The 15,587-nt window shown below is 48.7% G+C and carries 15 protein-coding genes and 4 tRNA genes; 9 read left to right on the top strand and 10 right to left on the bottom strand.

The window, feature by feature from the left end:
• Positions 1 to 212: 212 nt before the first annotated feature.
• The 3 genes from PGR23_RS02380 to PGR23_RS02370 all read left to right on the top strand — a co-directional run bounded on the left by PGR23_RS02380 (position 213) and on the right by PGR23_RS02370 (position 2,130).
• Positions 213 to 288: transfer RNA gene (locus tag PGR23_RS02380), tRNA-Asn, on the top strand.
• A gap of 117 nt (positions 289 to 405) precedes the next feature.
• Complete coding sequence (locus tag PGR23_RS02375; RefSeq protein WP_348875965.1) at positions 406 to 1,119, top strand: 4'-phosphopantetheinyl transferase family protein; 714 nt, start codon at positions 406 to 408, stop codon at positions 1,117 to 1,119.
• A gap of 78 nt (positions 1,120 to 1,197) precedes the next feature.
• Positions 1,198 to 2,130, top strand: a complete 933-nt coding sequence (locus PGR23_RS02370; RefSeq protein WP_348875967.1) for a nucleoside recognition domain-containing protein — start codon at positions 1,198 to 1,200, stop codon at positions 2,128 to 2,130.
• Here the strand turns inward: PGR23_RS02370 and PGR23_RS02365 are convergent.
• Positions 2,041 to 3,618: an alpha/beta hydrolase gene (locus PGR23_RS02365; RefSeq protein WP_396279554.1), complete on the bottom strand. Its 1,578-nt coding sequence runs from the start codon at positions 3,616 to 3,618 to the stop codon at positions 2,041 to 2,043. The genes PGR23_RS02370 and PGR23_RS02365 overlap by 90 nt on opposite strands.
• Before the next feature lie 148 nt (positions 3,619 to 3,766).
• On the opposite strand from PGR23_RS02365, the gene PGR23_RS02360 reads away from it, so the two are divergent.
• Positions 3,767 to 4,006, top strand: coding sequence for a histidine kinase (locus PGR23_RS02360; protein WP_045390193.1), 240 nt, complete (start codon positions 3,767 to 3,769; stop codon positions 4,004 to 4,006).
• Between the two features lie 128 nt (positions 4,007 to 4,134).
• A complete protein-coding gene (locus tag PGR23_RS02355; protein WP_045390191.1) occupies positions 4,135 to 5,589 on the top strand; it encodes an AMP nucleosidase in 1,455 nt (484 codons plus the stop codon).
• Positions 5,590 to 5,681: 92 nt separating this feature from the next.
• Here PGR23_RS02355 and PGR23_RS02350 read toward each other — a convergent pair.
• The 3 genes from PGR23_RS02350 to PGR23_RS02340 form a co-directional block, all read right to left on the bottom strand.
• Positions 5,682 to 5,757: transfer RNA gene (locus PGR23_RS02350), tRNA-Asn, on the bottom strand.
• A gap of 123 nt (positions 5,758 to 5,880) precedes the next feature.
• Entirely contained in the window at positions 5,881 to 7,320 is a 1,440-nt protein-coding gene (locus tag PGR23_RS02345; protein ID WP_045390189.1) for an EmmdR/YeeO family multidrug/toxin efflux MATE transporter, read from the bottom strand.
• Positions 7,321 to 7,415: 95 nt separating this feature from the next.
• Complete coding sequence (locus tag PGR23_RS02340) at positions 7,416 to 7,508, bottom strand: DUF5951 family protein (RefSeq protein ID WP_221694692.1); 93 nt, start codon at positions 7,506 to 7,508, stop codon at positions 7,416 to 7,418.
• A gap of 5 nt (positions 7,509 to 7,513) precedes the next feature.
• Between PGR23_RS02340 and PGR23_RS02335 the strand changes: the two genes are divergently transcribed.
• From PGR23_RS02335 to PGR23_RS02325, 3 genes are all read left to right on the top strand, one after another.
• Positions 7,514 to 7,589 (top strand) — tRNA-Asn (locus PGR23_RS02335).
• A 259-nt stretch (positions 7,590 to 7,848) separates the two neighbouring features.
• Positions 7,849 to 8,490: a hypothetical protein gene (locus tag PGR23_RS02330; protein WP_047045889.1), complete on the top strand. Its 642-nt coding sequence runs from the start codon at positions 7,849 to 7,851 to the stop codon at positions 8,488 to 8,490.
• Positions 8,491 to 8,765: 275 nt separating this feature from the next.
• A tRNA-Asn gene (locus PGR23_RS02325) sits at positions 8,766 to 8,841 on the top strand.
• A gap of 43 nt (positions 8,842 to 8,884) precedes the next feature.
• Here PGR23_RS02325 and PGR23_RS02320 read toward each other — a convergent pair.
• From PGR23_RS02320 to PGR23_RS02305, 4 genes are all read right to left on the bottom strand, one after another.
• Entirely contained in the window at positions 8,885 to 10,240 is a 1,356-nt protein-coding gene (locus PGR23_RS02320; RefSeq protein WP_396279553.1) for a right-handed parallel beta-helix repeat-containing protein, read from the bottom strand.
• Between the two features lie 109 nt (positions 10,241 to 10,349).
• Complete coding sequence (locus PGR23_RS02315; RefSeq protein WP_047050692.1) at positions 10,350 to 11,783, bottom strand: glycoside-pentoside-hexuronide (GPH):cation symporter; 1,434 nt, start codon at positions 11,781 to 11,783, stop codon at positions 10,350 to 10,352.
• Positions 11,784 to 11,877: 94 nt separating this feature from the next.
• Complete coding sequence (locus PGR23_RS02310) at positions 11,878 to 12,888, bottom strand: LacI family DNA-binding transcriptional regulator (RefSeq protein ID WP_045391623.1); 1,011 nt, start codon at positions 12,886 to 12,888, stop codon at positions 11,878 to 11,880.
• Between the two features lie 271 nt (positions 12,889 to 13,159).
• The gene (locus PGR23_RS02305) at positions 13,160 to 13,732 is read right to left on the bottom strand and encodes a hypothetical protein (RefSeq protein WP_396279552.1); all 573 of its coding nucleotides are present in this window, start codon (positions 13,730 to 13,732) and stop codon (positions 13,160 to 13,162) included.
• 131 nt (positions 13,733 to 13,863) lie between these two features.
• Here PGR23_RS02305 and PGR23_RS02300 point away from each other — a divergent pair, with 131 nt between their 5' ends.
• Positions 13,864 to 14,754 (top strand): LysR substrate-binding domain-containing protein, encoded by an 891-nt coding sequence (locus PGR23_RS02300; protein WP_047078079.1) that lies wholly within the window; start codon positions 13,864 to 13,866, stop codon positions 14,752 to 14,754.
• A 46-nt stretch (positions 14,755 to 14,800) separates the two neighbouring features.
• On the opposite strand, the gene PGR23_RS02295 is transcribed toward PGR23_RS02300, so the two are convergent.
• Positions 14,801 to 15,139: a DUF1869 domain-containing protein gene (locus PGR23_RS02295; RefSeq protein ID WP_045391899.1), complete on the bottom strand. Its 339-nt coding sequence runs from the start codon at positions 15,137 to 15,139 to the stop codon at positions 14,801 to 14,803.
• A gap of 9 nt (positions 15,140 to 15,148) precedes the next feature.
• A complete protein-coding gene (locus PGR23_RS02290) occupies positions 15,149 to 15,481 on the bottom strand; it encodes a DUF1971 domain-containing protein (protein ID WP_045391632.1) in 333 nt (110 codons plus the stop codon).
• Between the last annotated feature and the right edge of the window lie 106 nt (positions 15,482 to 15,587).

Here is a 15,587-nt window from a genome sequence, read left to right as displayed (position 1 = left end):
GGCAAAATAAGGGTTTGTGATAATACTGGTGGCTTCCATGAGCGCATGATATGCCCCATTAGGGGTATAAATGCACCATCACGGTGCATTGCGGCATGATTTATCATAAAAGGCTTTTGATTGTTGAAATTGTCAGCAGTCGCACGCTTTATGGCGATTCAGCCTTTGACAACACCGTCAGTCATCGATAATATGCGCCCCGTTCACACGATTCCTCTGTAGTTCAGTCGGTAGAACGGCGGACTGTTAATCCGTATGTCACTGGTTCGAGTCCAGTCAGAGGAGCCAAATTTAGAAAAGCCTGCCTTCGAGCAGGCTTTTTGTTTTATATTTCACACAACTCTTCTGCTTCGTTCATCACCTGCGCTATGGTAGCGCCATACTGGTTTTTCCTGATGAGTCTGCATGTTTATCGTTACCAACAGCTTTCACGATCTCCCCTTTATTCAGCACGCCGAATGCGGCTATCTTCGTGCTGACCCGGCGTTGACATTTTGTCGGGTACGTTTCGCCAGATCGCAACTACAGGACGCTCTTTTTAGCCAGTACGCCATCCCGCTCCCTCCTTCTCTTACTGGCGCCGTCGCAAAACGGAAAGCCGAATATTTGGCCGGGCGCTACTGCGCGCGCTATTTGCTGCAACAATCAGGTTGTTTCGAACCGGTGTTAACCGCTACGGATCGTGCGCCAATTTGGCCGGCAGGCTGGCGAGGAAGCGTCTCGCACAGCGAAGATATTGCCATCGCGGTGGTTAGCGCCGAGGACGACGGTTTGTATCCCGGGGTCGATATCGAGCATCTGCAACCGGGGATCATGCTGGAAAGCGCCGATATGTTTGTCTCGAGACCGGAACAGACGCTGCTTTCCTGTTGTGGTCTGGATAAGGAGTGGGCGCTGCTGCTGGCTTTCTCGGCCAAAGAAAGCCTGTTCAAAGCGCTTTATCCGCGCGTACAGCAGATGTTTGATTTCGATGCCGCCGCTATGGTCGCACTCGACCCGGCAAATCAGCGTTTCACGTTACGCCTTAATAAAACCCTCAGCGACGAGTTGCCCACAGGTAGCCAGTTCAGCGGCGAATACCACTTCCGTGAAGGCGCTGTTCTTACCTGTCTACGCTAACACACGAAAGCATGTTCATTTTGCCCCTTCAGGATTATGATGGCGCTAACTATTTGACCTGCATACAGTGATAGATAAATGGATGTCATCGGCATCATTATGTCAGCGGGAAAATCCTCCGTCGACGTAGCGCTTTATACCTTGTTACCCATTATGGTCGTCATGCTGATCATAATGAAATATCTCGAAGTCCGCGGAATTCTCGACATCATCGTGCGCTGGCTGGCGCCGCTGCTTAAGCCCTTTGGACTGACCGGCATGAGCGCCTTCGCGCTGATTCAGATAAATTTTGTGAGTTTTGCCGCCCCGCTCGCCACGCTGGCGATTATGGATAAACGTGGTGTTTCCGACCGACAAATAGCCGCCACCCTGGCGATGGTGTTCGCCATGGGCCAGGGCAACGTTTTCTACCCCTTAACGCCGTTCGGCCTGCACTGGCTGGCCGCAATCACCATTTCGATTGTCGGTGGACTCTGCGCCGCAGCGGTCTGCTGGTACGCCACCGGGCGTAAGTTATCCATTGTCGAGAGCAGCCGGGCAGAAGTGCTCCCGGAAAGCGAACAAAATAATCACGGGCTGATTGCGGTCATCAATAGCGCCGGCGCCGACGCTATCCGCCTGGCGCTTGGCGCCGTGCCGATGCTGATTTTATCTTTGACCATCGTCGGCCTGATGCAGGCGGCTGGCGTCATCGAGATGCTGCAGCGCGTACTGATGCCGCTGCTGCTATGGCTACATATCCCCGAAAACTTCGTCCTACCCGCGCTGGTGAAATGCGTGGCGGGCGGTACCGCCTATTTTGGGGTTATCTCCGAGCTGGCGCAGCAGGGTAAAGTGACGCTCAGCCAGATTAACGCCTCCGCAGGGCTCCTCATCCAGACCTTCGACCTACCCGGCATCGGCATTTTCCTTGGCGTCAGCTCAAGATTTGTGCGTCTTTTCCGCTTCGTCGCCCCTGCCGCCCTCATCGGTATTGCGTTGCGCACGGTATTGCACATCCTGTGGTTCTGAGAACGACGGCAGACGCTGATTGATCCGCTGCAGCAGATAGGGGAAAAACGGGTTAGAAGTAGCGCGCATTAACGCATCAAGGCCGACGCTCAGCGTCGCGGTCTCGCCGCGTAGCGAAATGGTGCCAAGGCTAATACCGCTAAGGTTTTTCTCCGTCGGCTCGCGGCCATACAGCGAATCGGTGATGGGGAATGGCACCGCAATATGCGAAAGCGAGTACATATCCTGCGGCCAGGCCAGATGCAGCGCCTGCGTTCTCTCTGCGGTTTGACCCGCCAGCGTCAGGCGCGCGACGGTATCAAGGGTGTGCTCAGTCGCGTTCGTCACGATAGTCGTAGAGTACGGACGCGGCGCCGGAGGTAACAAGGTATTCACCGCTGAGTAGGTCGCCGGGCGAAACAGCGCCCGCAGGTTCGCCGCCTGATTAATATCGAAAATCACCAGTTCGCTGCCGTTGTCCGGCAAATAGCGGTACAACGAATCAACCACCGCCCGGGTGCTGACTGTAGAATCAATCACCGATTGAAAGGTTAACACCGGGGCGAGAGAGGTTAAGCGTTGGCTCTGCGCCGCCGCAAGAATCTGTTTTTGCAAGGACTGGGTCAGCAACCACGACTGGCGCGCCGCCTTAACCGGAAAGGAATTGTACTTATAGGGGTTAAACTCCGGAACGACGTTTAGCCACGCCGCACGCGCAAAGGCGGGAAACACCGAAGGCAGGCCGGCAAGTCCTGCGAAACGGGCAAAAGCGGTTACGCCAATCATCGGCGATAACAGTATTATCTGCTGCGGCCTGACCAGCGATTTATCGGTCAGTTCATCGAGCGCATACTTCAGCGCCAACGCGCCGCCGTTAGAATATCCCACCAGATGCAGCGGCACATCCCCACCGGCAAGTCGCGTCGCTTCCCGAACCGCCAGGCGCGTTGTCGCCAGCCACTGTTGCCAATCAACGTGGGTTAATGCGCCCGGGGCGGTACCGTGGCCGGGTAAGCGCGGCGCCACTGCAATAAACCCCTGCCGTTGATACTCTTCCGCCAGATAGCGCACGCTGTAGGGGGAGTCGGTTAAACCATGCAGTAGCACCACCGCACCACGCGGTTTGCCGGATGGCAATAGTATAAAGGAGCGATTCCAGTCAGGCGTAAAGCGTGGTGGATAGACCAGGCTGTCGCGATAAAAGCGGTTTATCGGCGTTTTGTCAGCGGCAGGCAGTTGGTCACTGACCTCACGCCGCAAATCGGCGAAAATCTCATCTTCCCGTTTGAGATAGCTGGCAAAACTGGCGCGGTCGATTTCATCAGCGGTCATCTCATCGCCAGACCAGGTATGCCAGCGCTGCAATGCAGGTCCACGTTCCGATTCATATATTCGTCCGATGAAAAATACCACCACCACAATAACCGCCGCTGCCAGCGTTTTTTTCGCTAGCGAGACTATTCTTAATTCAGAATGATTCAGAAACTTGTTAAGCCGCATCAAAGCCATAAGCGTTATTTGCCTGTCCCGCTGCATCGCAGAGTTAAGATTTAACAACGTGAGCTAAACGTAAATTAAACCAATGGGTAGTTTCAGTTGTCTTTAAAGCGATAACACGTCAATTATCATGCCGAGTGTATCAAGCCAGGGTGAAAAAATGGAATGGTGGGTAAAAAAAGTACGGAAAAATTCATCTCCAGCAAGAACTTGCGTGGTTCTACAGAGCGGTCAGATCGTGGTGATTGCTGAAATCGAAAGCCGATGCAAACTGCAGGAAGGTGATAAGTTAACGCCTGGTCCTAATGCGCTTTATTACATCAACAATAACAGCGCGGCGACATTAAGAGTGATAAGCGCAAGTAATTTTAGCGCCGAACGCTGGGCACAGACTGCCTGACCCTGAGCGGCTAAGCTTTTATTATCAACGCGTTTGAATATTTACCCGGGACAGTAATTTTCCTTCGCCATTTTCACGCTGTAGCATACTATCGACAGTATCAGCAGACCTGAAACAAGGAGCGAATGATGAACCAGAAGGCCGTCAGTCTGACCCCGGAGCAGGCGCTTTCCCAGCTGGAAGCGCAGTATGAAAGAGCGGTTAACGCGTTGCGTAAGGCCATTGGCGAGTACATTCACCACAATATCCTTCCTGATGAAATAGCCCGTGCTGAAGGCTTATTCGTCTATCCTCAACTGTCTGTTTCATGGGATGGCGCCGAGCACAAAGCCTTAAAAACCCGTGCCTGGGGGCGATTCACCCATTCGGGCTGCTACACCACCACCATTACTAACCCAAAACTCTTTCGCGCTTACCTGCTGGAACAATTAACTCTGCTGTATCAGGATTACGGCGCGCATATTAGCGTTGGCCATTCGCAGCACGAAATTCCCTTTCCTTACGTGATTGATGGCTCAGCCCTGACGCTGGATCGCTCAATGAGCGCTGGATTAACACGTTATTTTCCAACCACCGAACTGTCGCAGATTGGCGATGAAACCGCCGATGGTCTGTTCCACGCTACCGAGTATTATCCGCTGTCGCATTTTGACGCCCGCCGCGTCGATTTTTCGCTGGCACGTCTGAAGCATTATACCGGCACGCCGGTTGAGCACTTCCAGCCGTATGTATTGTTTACCAACTACACTCGTTACGTCGATGAGTTCGTCAGCTGGGGCTGTAGCCAGATCCTCGATCCGGATAGCCCGTACATTGCCCTCTCCTGCGCAGGCGGGATTTGGATCACCGCCGACACGGAGGCCCCGGAAGAGGCGATTTCCGATCTGGCGTGGAAAAAGCACCAGATGCCGGCCTGGCACCTGATCACTAACGACGGTCAGGGCATTACGTTGATCAACATCGGCGTCGGCCCGGCGAATGCTAAAAATATTTGCGATCACCTCGCGGTGCTGCGTCCTGACGTCTGGCTGATGATTGGCCACTGTGGCGGCCTGCGTGAGAGCCAGTCGATAGGCGACTACGTGCTGGCGCACGCCTATTTACGTGATGACCACGTGCTGGATGCGGTGCTGCCGCCGGATATTCCCATCCCGAGCATCGCCGAAGTGCAGCGCGCGCTGTATGACGCCACTAAACAGGTTAGCGGCATGCCGGGCGAAGAGGTCAAACAGCGTCTGCGTACCGGTACGGTGGTGACGACCGATGACCGCAACTGGGAGTTACGTTATTCCGCCTCGGCGCTGCGCTTTAATCTCAGTCGGGCGGTGGCGATTGATATGGAAAGCGCCACTATTGCCGCACAGGGCTACCGTTTCCGCGTTCCTTACGGCACGCTGCTGTGCGTCTCCGATAAACCGCTGCACGGTGAAATCAAACTGCCCGGACAAGCGAACCGCTTTTACGAAGGGGCGATTTCCGAGCATCTGCAGATAGGGATCCGCGCCATCGATCTGCTGCGCGCCGAGGGCGACCACATGCACTCCCGCAAGCTGCGTACCTTCAACGAACCGCCGTTCCGTTAATCCCAGGAGAGCCCTGCGCGCTATGTGCGCAGGGAAAAATTGTATGGATGCAGAAAAGCAAAAAGCCTGCTCGAAAGCAGGCTTTTTAAATTTGGCTCCTCTGACTGGACTCGAACCAGTGACATACGGATTAACAGTCCGCCGTTCTACCGACTGAACTACAGAGGAATCGTGTGAACGGGGCGAATATTAGCGAGCACGCTCAGCCATGTCAAAGATGTTTTTTATAATGGCGATCGTTTGCCTATTTATTCCTCACTTCGTCTAAAAAGTAACGCTTTTTCAGTATATTCATGACTTTTCTTCCAGCCGAGCCTTTAATCGCGGGTACTTCCACAACCAACGCCCGGTGATCATCCGACGATAGAACAACAGGCCGCGCACCGCCCAGTCAAGCACCATACCCAGCCAGACGCCGATAACGCCCATACCCAGCATGATCCCCAGCGTATAGCCAGCAACCACCCGGCAGCCCCACATACCCAGCATCGACACCCACATGGTGTAACGCACGTCGCGTGCGCCTTTAAAGGCACAGGGCAAGGTCCACGAAAGCGACCAAATTGGCATAAACAGGGCATTGAGCCACAATAATTCTTTAACCACTACTTTTACATCTTCTTCGCTGGTATAGAACGAAGCGATCAGGCCGGCGAAAGGTGCGGTGCCCCAGGCGATAAGCGTCAGGATAATGGTCGACAGCCAGAACACGAACCAGGCCTGACGTTCCGCCTGGCCGACTTGCCCTTTCCCCAGACGTTTACCGGTAATAATGGTGGAGGCCGATCCCAGCGCGTTACCCGGCAAGTTAATTAACGAAGCCACCGAGAAGGCAATAAAGTTTCCGGCGATGACGTTGGTCCCCATACCGGCAACAAACATTTGCGTCAGCAGCTTGCCGCCGTTAAACAGTACCGATTCGATGCTCGCCGGGATACCAATACCCATCACTTCCCAGATAATGGCAAAGTTAAACGGTTTAAAGTAACTCTTCAGCGAAATGCGCAGCGCCGGGTTAAAACCGGTCATCAGTACCCAGATTGTTGCCAACGCACCAATATAGCGGGCAATAGTCAGCCCCAGTCCAGCGCCGACAAAGCCGAGCCCCGGCCAGGAAAAGAGGCCGTAAATCAGGATACTGCTGATAATAATATTGAGAATATTCATCCCACCGTTAATTAGCAGCGGTATTTTGGTGGTTCCCGCGCCGCGAAGCGCGCCGCTACCAATTAAAGCAATGGCCGCCGCCGGATAGCTCAGCACGGTCAGTTCGAGATAGGTTAGGGCCAGCGCTTTAACCTGAACCGTGGCGTCTCCGGCAACGATATCGATAATCTGCTGACCAAAAGCGTGAATAACCGCCGCCAGCACAATCGAGAACAAGGTCATGATCGCCAGCGACTGCCGCGCAGCCGCCCTCGCCCGCTTTCTATCGCGCTTGCCGAGGCTGAAGGCCACCACCACGGTGGTGCCAAGGTCAATCGCGGCAAAGAACGACATAATCACCATATTAAAGCTATCGGCTAAGCCCACCCCGGCCATCGCTTCTTTGCCGAGCCAGCTAACAAGGAAAGTACTCAGCACACCCATCAATAACACGCAGGCATTTTCCAACAGGATCGGTACGGCAAGGGGACTGATTTCACGCCAGTAGAGCACCCGATAGCTCTTGCGTTTTTTAAACCAGGACGTGCGCGCTACGGCCTGGCGTACTGCTGAAGTGACGTTCAAGGGAGACCTTAGTGAGAAGAGTTGAAACAACATTTCAAATGATGATTGAGAACTGCTAATCCTGCAAAGTATTTTTCCTGATAATTTGTTGGCAATTACGACAATTTGTTGAGAGATGCAGCAAGCGAAGCCCCACCACTGAATTGATATTTGACAAATTTTTTTTCGCCGCTAAGATACCACTCCACACGATTCCTCTGTAGTTCAGTCGGTAGAACGGCGGACTGTTAATCCGTATGTCACTGGTTCGAGTCCAGTCAGAGGAGCCAATTTTAAGAAAAGCAGACGTTCAGCGACGTCTGCTTTTTTGCTTTCCACTCTCTTCTGTTCGTTCGCTTCATCCACAGACATCAAACATAACGACTAAACCTGCTGAGCACCGTCGAAATGACTATTCCTTCCAGCGTTTACGCGCCAACAGGAATAGCAAGGTTTACTGTCTTCGTGGTAGCATAGAATCAAGTTAGTCTGAAATATTTAGATACTTTGAGAAAATATTTTTAACACACATATACCAGGATTAAATACATGGATAGATCATTATTATTTTTTTATTGCCTGTGTGGGTTTTTCCTGACTTACTTTTTATTTAAATTTGCAAAAGAAAAATATAAATTACAAAGCTTAACATTTATCTTTTCGTTAATAATAAGTTTAGTTATCGCATCTTCTTTTTCGGTTTTATCAACAGGAGAATGGTTTTTAGTAGTAATAGCATCAACGGTTACCCTTTTATTTTTATTAGGATTCTTCACGGCTCTACTAAAACAATTTGTAATGTACCGATACATTCTTCGTTGTGTTGATAATTTGAAACGTCTATCCCCTGCCGAAATGGTTGAATCTTTAATTAACAACCATAATAAAAAACAGTGGTACGTTTTATATTTTCCTGTAGAAGGCGTCATTGAGATTGGCGTTAATTTATTCGCTGAAAACCCTATTGTTGGCAGAAGATTATACATTAGAACTATGACAAACCGCCAAATGTACATTATTCCTGAGAACATCTCCAGCACTATAGATTTACAATCTAATATAGCTTGTACGTTACATGAATTTTACACCCTCGCCCCGCAAACTAAGAGTTTAATTGAAGATTATTTAACCAGAATTAAAAATGGTCATTTGCAGCCATGGCGGCTAAATGCAGAACCCGATGAAAAATAATCCATTCACGTCTCAAGTTACACCTGTATTGTAGGCTGGTGTATCCGAATGACGATTGTACTCTCATCGTCTAAATGACTCTTTAATGCAACTGCGGAATAGAGTGTTTTCCGGATCCACTTGTGAGTCTTCCCGCTTTTTTACTGCTTAAATCTTCGCTTAAGTGCTGAAAAAATCGCTGCCATTGATGATTTTACCAGCGAACAATCGCAAATGACGCAATCTCCTTTGACAACCCGTCACTCACTCGTTAACATGCGCCTCGTTCACACAATTCCTCTGTAGTTCAGTCGGTAGAACGGCGGACTGTTAATCCGTATGTCACTGGTTCGAGTCCAGTCAGAGGAGCCAAATTCAGAAAAGCCTGCTTTCGAGCAGGCTTTTTGCTTTTCTATTATGACAAGCCGGGTACCGGCGTTGCTCTAAACGCATTGACCGCTTTATCAAGCACAACCTGATCGTCGCTTCCGGAATCAAGTATGGTATTACGTTGAGATGCTGCATCGACCTGTACGGTCGTCACGTCGAGAACTTCCAACCCCTTTAATGCCAGCAGCGCTCTAACTTGTGTAGAGAAACAAGATTCTGCATGACCTTTTAACGATGATGTATCGGTGGTAGCAACAATATGATTGTCAGAAATATAGTTACTATCTCCTGATGCCAACCGTATTATCACAGGTGTAGCGCCAACGGGAACGATATACTGTTTATCAATCGATTCAGAAATATGGTTAGCAATGATCGAATTATTCTCACCCTCTATATATAGCAACCCATACAAGTCATCTAAACCATTACTATACGCCTGCATAGGTTCCCAAGGTTCATGTTCACGGAAAAAGTGGTTTGCCGTCACCAGGTTTTCTGAACAGCTTTTCTCAAAAACCAGCATCCCTGGATAGAATGAATGAAACCTGTTGCTGCTAACTGCAGAACGGACGACACCAGAAAAATGAATACTGCTTTTACCGCGGGGAAAAATGTTGTTTGCTGTAACCAGAAGGCCACCAAAGTTCTCTGCATAAATAGAATATCCTCTATAACCGGCACCTATCAAATTATCAGTTACTTTTGAAGCCTGTCCCGACCCGCGGAGTTCTATACAATTACCGCACTCGGCAATAAAGTTATTATGTATCGCCAATGCATCGGCATTATATATAGTGATGCCGTGTTCAAGATATACGAATCCCATTCCACTAATACGGAATGAGTCCTGCGCACTGGCAATATAAATACCCGTTTTACCATTGAGGTAGGTGTTTTCAGGGTCGTTATTTCCCGAACCATCATCTACAAAATGTAACCCATCAATGCAAAAATCAGCAAACTCAACTGAGCTTATTCTTGGGTCACCGCTACGCTCAATATAAAAAGCCGCCCCTTCCGCTTCCGGAGTCGTAGCTGATGGTGTTATATCAACAAGTATACGGCTACCGCCTGGCCACAATTCATGCCAACTTGCCCACTCATTTTCCGGGGTATTAAAACGGATACTTGAAGAGGTAAACCCATGTCCGTCCCCTTTAATTTTCAAATAACTGACGTCTATTACTACCTGAGTGAGCAAATGATAGTCTCCAGGTGGAATAAAGATCACGGCCCCCGGCTTCCCGCCATCATTAACATCTGTGTCAGTCTGCCGTTTTTTAATATCAGCAATAATACTATTAATCACAAAACCGATATCTTCAAAAGGGTTACCTTCACTCCACTCTGTTACATCATAATAATTATTACTCGACATGCGTTATTTCCCTCTACATTATTAGGATAGATAGATATTATGGTTCTAGTGACCTTCTGAACATTATAATAAGTAACACCTCCCCTGATTTCTTTCAGAAGAATTTTCACTAATGATTAACCACTGTGGTCGTATCTCGCCCGATGTCATGATGCGGTGAAGAACCGTTATTAAGTTCACGCTTAGCGAGTTCCACTTTAATTTGCTCAAGAAAGTGGTTATTCAATTTAAAGTATCTAACTACAAATGCACTAAGAAAATAGGTAATCATTGGCAGTAAAGAAAACATAATAATGATACCTTCGATAGTCTCTGTGTTTTGTTGAGGTTTATTAGCGATGTAACCCGTTAATGATAATATCCACGCAACAATCGCACCAGCAACTGCCAGGCCCATTTTTAACATAAACAAATTACCGGCAAATGAAATACCGGTAAGGCGTTTACCGTATTTCCAGTCACCGTAGTCATCAACGTCGGACATCATAGCCCATAATATTGGGCCTGATTGAATTAAATGCAGGATGTTAATGATGATAAAGAGTGTAAGTAGTGGCAGCAAAGACCTGGGATCGACAAACCATAGAGCTAAAGAAAGGAAGCCAAGAACGATATTAATCGAACGGAACAGCTTAATTTTATCAAAACGATCGGTGAGTGGTTTCGCTATAACACTACCTAGCATGTTACATGCAACACCAAGAGCCAAAAAAAACGTAGTAAATCCGACGGAGGCTTGCATAACATAGGTAGCATAATAAATAGTCACTGCACCACGAATAAATGCCGGAAAAACATTAAGGAAAGTAATACATATCATCAATAACCATTGATCGTTTTTGATGATATCTTTTAGATCATTTATTAAAGAGTCATTAACTTTAATTGCAGTAACACGTTCTTTGATACTGGCAAAACAAAAGAAGAACATTAGTGTCGCAGCGCCTCCCATGATTACCATAGTCAACTGAAAACCAGCCGCTCTGTTACCGTTACCTAACCAGTCTGTTAAGGGTAAAATTGAAGAAGAGACAATTAGCGTCGCCAATCCATTGAGGAAAAATCGCCATGACAAACAGCCTAAACGCTCTTTCTGGTTTAGCGTGATCACACCAGCTACTGAGCAATATGGAATATTGATAGCAGTATAAATCAATGACATCACAAGATATGTCACCCAGGCATAAACAATTTTTCCATTCATACTTAAATCGGGCGTTGTGAACATCAGTACTGCTCCCAAACCAAATGGCAATGCCATCCATAATAACCATGGTCGGAATTTACCCCATCGGCTACGAGTACGATCGCAAATCGCCCCCATAACCGGATCGCTAAAGGCATCAAAAATACGAATGACCAGAAACAAGGTACCGACAACACCGGGAGCTAAGCCATAAACATCTGTGTAGAACCATGTTAGATATAACGCCAGTACACTCCAAATCATACAAGAACCAGCATCTCCCATTCCATAACCAATTTTTTCTTTTAAATGCAGTTTGCCGTAAACACCTTGCCTTTCGATTGAGTTTGCAGACATAGAAAACCTCTAGAGTATACAGTCATAAGTGTTCAACAGAGGTTAGTAAACCAATGTTAGTTTATATTTATAAGTTAATAATGGCGTATATAGATTAAAACAAAGTAATATTAATACTCACGCTACTCTCCCGAATAATTAACCGAGAGACAATTTCGTGCATTTCAATACTGCCTTGCTTCGTTTCGTTGTTAATCATTTGAAATGCCAGATGGGCGATTTCACTTATCGGTTGCGCCACACTGGTAATTTTTTTAGTTTGTGCCAGTAAAGTATTATCAAAACTAGCGATGGCAATATCTTTAGGCACAGATATTCCTTTTTCTTTTAACCCATCAATAATATAACTAGCAGCCACATCGTTATAAACCCAGAGAGATGAGCAATGATTTATTCTCGCGGCTAGCCTGACAATAATATCATCGAGTATACTAATATGCCCTGACGTTTTCTCACCCTCACCTTTCGCTATCCAAAACTGATTTTCTTTATCTATAGACAATCCCTGGCCGGTAATTCGTTTTGCCCATGAAAAAACCTTTCGGTTATCCGCGCCTTCCTGCGCTACAAATCCAAACGTGGTATGACCGGTCTGAATAAAATGCTCAGCTATAACTTCCGCCCCTTTACTTTGATCGATAGAAACAGAATTGAAAAATCGCGATACCAGCGTAACCACGGCAACGGGGATATTAGTTGCGATGAGCCATTCTGCAAGTTCGCTTTCGGCTTCTGTTGGTACCCATAGCAAACTGTCAATACCCATACTAATAAGCGTATATATAATTTGCTTATCTAGCTGCGGTTGATTCTGATGAGTTTTGACGATAACCGTTTTACCGATGTATCTTGCCTCTTCTTCAAATGTCGCCAGCAGTTCACAAAAATGTGGGTTGACAAGGTTTGGCAGAACAACAGCAATCAGCCCAGAACATTTCCCACTCAATTGAAACGCACTCTTGCTGGGCACATAGCATAAGAAATCCATTGCCTCACGAACTGCTTTGCGAGTTTCTGGAGCCACGCTGGGATGATTATTCAGCACGCGTGAGACCGTAGCGGTGGATACTCCAGCTTTTATTGCTACGTCTTTAATGGATGCCATAGTAAATAACTGCGTCGACCAAGAATGACGTAACTATAAAGTGTGATGAAAGTCAAAAATGTAAGCCACTTCACATGTTGTCACGTTACATAAAACAGCGATTTTTCTCTCAATTCTGCTGTCACCAAAATGACTAAGTGTTCACGACTTATATTTAATGGATTCACTGACAAATAGAGGAGTATGGGCACCACGCCAAAACCAAAGTCGTCGTGGTGTTACGCTTGCGTAGATGATAGGTAGGATTTGCCATGGTAAATAACAGGCCGATTTACGACATTTCCTGCTGCCTAATTTTCACCAGCACCGCTCCCAGCAAGGCCAGATCCACCAGGACCGCCAGTGCGTAGACAAAACCTCCCTTTCCCGAATCCGCATAGTGATTGGTTAGCAGAGTCGCCAGGATAATAATAACGATACCCGCTATCATCGGGATGTTCGCCATCATGCCCGACGAATATCTTGCTGTAGCATTGTTTTGCCAGACGATGCCCGGACCTAATCCACCAAAGGCGATCCCCGGAATTTGAGATAGCCAACCGTGTCCGCTATTCCACAGCACCAGTAACATTAACCAGCCCATAGCGGACAGCACAAAGGCGTAGCACGATACCCTAACGCTAAAACGTGCTGACCACGGCTGCCAACGCGCGATTGCATAGCCAACGGCAAAAGCTCCCACCAGCGTCAGCAGAGACGCCAGAGTACCGATAGCGCCAATCATGGAGGAAACGCTCAATAGCAGCGCCCCCGCCGCGAATACGCCACTTAGCGCGATAGCTTGCGTGAACGGGACTACGCAAATTGTTGCCCCACCGGCGTGCTGATTAGAATAGATACTCATTATTCACTCCTGATAATGGCAAACGCTGATGAATTAAACTCAGCGTCTATTTCACATATCAGTAGGCTACCGCCTGTATAATGAGTACAGCAAACGCATAGATTTCAGCCATAGATGAGAAAAATTCAGCCATGAGAAAAACCCGCCTTCCTCCGCTGGGCGCGCTGCGCGCCTTTCATGCCGTGGCCCGCTGCCGCAGTTTTAAACGCGCCGCCGATATGCTCGGAGTGAGCGCTACTGCGGTGAGTCATCAGATAAAACTTCTGGAATCTGTGCTGGAGTGCCGGGTCTGTGAACGCAACGCCATGGGCGTCAGCCTGACCGACAGCGGCGAAATCCTCTACGCAGGCACGCAACGCGCCTTTAGCGCGCTGGAAGAAGCGACTACGCAAATTGTTCGCTCACACCAGCCGCCGTCGCTCACCGTCACCACCACCTCCAACTTTTTGACCCACTGGCTGGTACCGCGGCTGGCAGCATTTAAAGCGGAATTTCCCGCCATTGACCTGCGGCTCCATACCAGCGTCGAGCGTGTGGATCTCAACTTGCGCAGCGTCGACGTCGCGATTCGCTATCGTGAAACGCCGGAGCGCGAACTGCACTGCACCTTGCTACATGAAGACCGCTTTATCGTCGTCGCCAGCCCAGCGCTGGGTATTACACGGCTGGAGGATTTGCGTCACGCTACCCTGTTCCACGTTGAACATCGTCACGTTCCGGCAGATTCGCCAGACTGGGAGAACTGGCTGCGCCACTACGGGCCATCACAACTGAATACCGGCGCAGGGTTAACCTTCAGCGACGAGACGCATGCGCTCCAGGCGGCTGTGGCGGGACAAGGCGTGGTTATTGCCAGCGAACTGCTGGCGCGCGATCTGCTGCAACGCCGGGTTCTGGTAGCGCCATTTGAGATGTCCTTACCCGGTGCGAACTATTATCTGGTGGCGACACCAGATATAGCCCAGCGCGGCGATATCAGCGCGTTGCGGAACTGGCTACTGCGGCAGATCGCGCTTAGTTGAAGCCTGTGAAAAGGCAGATATCGGGCGATATCTGCCAGACGGCGTATTACCAGCCGCAGACGTTAGTCTCTTCGTCAGACTCATAGCCGCGCACAATATTGATGAGCTCTTTCACCGCGTCAGCGGCGATCTGCGGGTCCTGTAAGGAGTCAAGCGAGTCAAAGTCTTTATCCACCGACACGCCATTATTATTATTCGTTACCGTCAGACTAACCCCTTTACCCTGTAAATTATCGCTCGAAATCCCAGAGAGTAATTCTGCTACGGCCTGAGCCGCGATATCAGGAACATAGAGCGCCATCGGCTTTAAATAAACTTTCTCATATTTTTCGTGATTGTTGCCATTGACTATCGCTAATGAATAACCTTTATTTTCACTGTTCATAGACATAGCTTATCCCTCAATCAGAATTTTAGGGTCGACGTAAAAATCGACATTAAATACGGTATCGTCAGATAATGCCTCAATGCAGTGCCACTTTTCCGCAGGGAAGACACCAAACTGCCCCGCTTCGATAGTCATCGTTTCAACAGGGTCTGGGCTCGTTTCATCGGCATAACCATAATAGCGTATTGCACCCTGCATCACCGACAGACGCGGATAGACGCCCTGTCGCGTGCCGGCATCAAGATGGCGTTTCCAGATAGACGCGGGTGCGGTCTCTTTGGTCCACATAGGGGTGGAACGGGTCTGAACATAATGGGTAGGTATAATGATTCGCTGCATGATTTGCCTCTCTTTCCGCGCCGTGAAATAACGCCGCGAATGGAACGATATATTGCATATCATATACCCCTTTTAATTGCTAAGGGTATTATTTTTTCGAATCTAT

This window comes from Klebsiella sp. 141162 (genome assembly GCF_050600755.1).
Classification (GTDB): Bacteria; Pseudomonadota; Gammaproteobacteria; order Enterobacterales; family Enterobacteriaceae; genus Klebsiella; species Klebsiella aerogenes.
The sequence above is the reverse complement of the archived record's forward strand: the minus strand, read 5'-3'. Positions and strand labels throughout refer to the sequence as shown.

Coding starts and splice junctions, on each gene's coding strand:
- PGR23_RS02375 (WP_348875965.1), top strand. CDS start 406: ATGTTTATCGTTACCAACAGCTTTCACGATCTCCCCTTTATTCAGCAC.
- PGR23_RS02370 (WP_348875967.1), top strand. CDS start 1,198: ATGGATGTCATCGGCATCATTATGTCAGCGGGAAAATCCTCCGTCGAC.
- PGR23_RS02365 (WP_396279554.1), bottom strand. CDS start 3,618: ATGGCTTTGATGCGGCTTAACAAGTTTCTGAATCATTCTGAATTAAGA.
- PGR23_RS02360 (WP_045390193.1), top strand. CDS start 3,767: ATGGAATGGTGGGTAAAAAAAGTACGGAAAAATTCATCTCCAGCAAGA.
- PGR23_RS02355 (WP_045390191.1), top strand. CDS start 4,135: ATGAACCAGAAGGCCGTCAGTCTGACCCCGGAGCAGGCGCTTTCCCAG.
- PGR23_RS02330 (WP_047045889.1), top strand. CDS start 7,849: ATGGATAGATCATTATTATTTTTTTATTGCCTGTGTGGGTTTTTCCTG.
- PGR23_RS02320 (WP_396279553.1), bottom strand. CDS start 10,240: ATGTCGAGTAATAATTATTATGATGTAACAGAGTGGAGTGAAGGTAAC.
- PGR23_RS02315 (WP_047050692.1), bottom strand. CDS start 11,783: ATGTCTGCAAACTCAATCGAAAGGCAAGGTGTTTACGGCAAACTGCAT.
- PGR23_RS02310 (WP_045391623.1), bottom strand. CDS start 12,888: ATGGCATCCATTAAAGACGTAGCAATAAAAGCTGGAGTATCCACCGCT.
- PGR23_RS02305 (WP_396279552.1), bottom strand. CDS start 13,732: ATGAGTATCTATTCTAATCAGCACGCCGGTGGGGCAACAATTTGCGTA.
- PGR23_RS02300 (WP_047078079.1), top strand. CDS start 13,864: ATGAGAAAAACCCGCCTTCCTCCGCTGGGCGCGCTGCGCGCCTTTCAT.
- PGR23_RS02295 (WP_045391899.1), bottom strand. CDS start 15,139: ATGAACAGTGAAAATAAAGGTTATTCATTAGCGATAGTCAATGGCAAC.
- PGR23_RS02290 (WP_045391632.1), bottom strand. CDS start 15,481: ATGCAGCGAATCATTATACCTACCCATTATGTTCAGACCCGTTCCACC.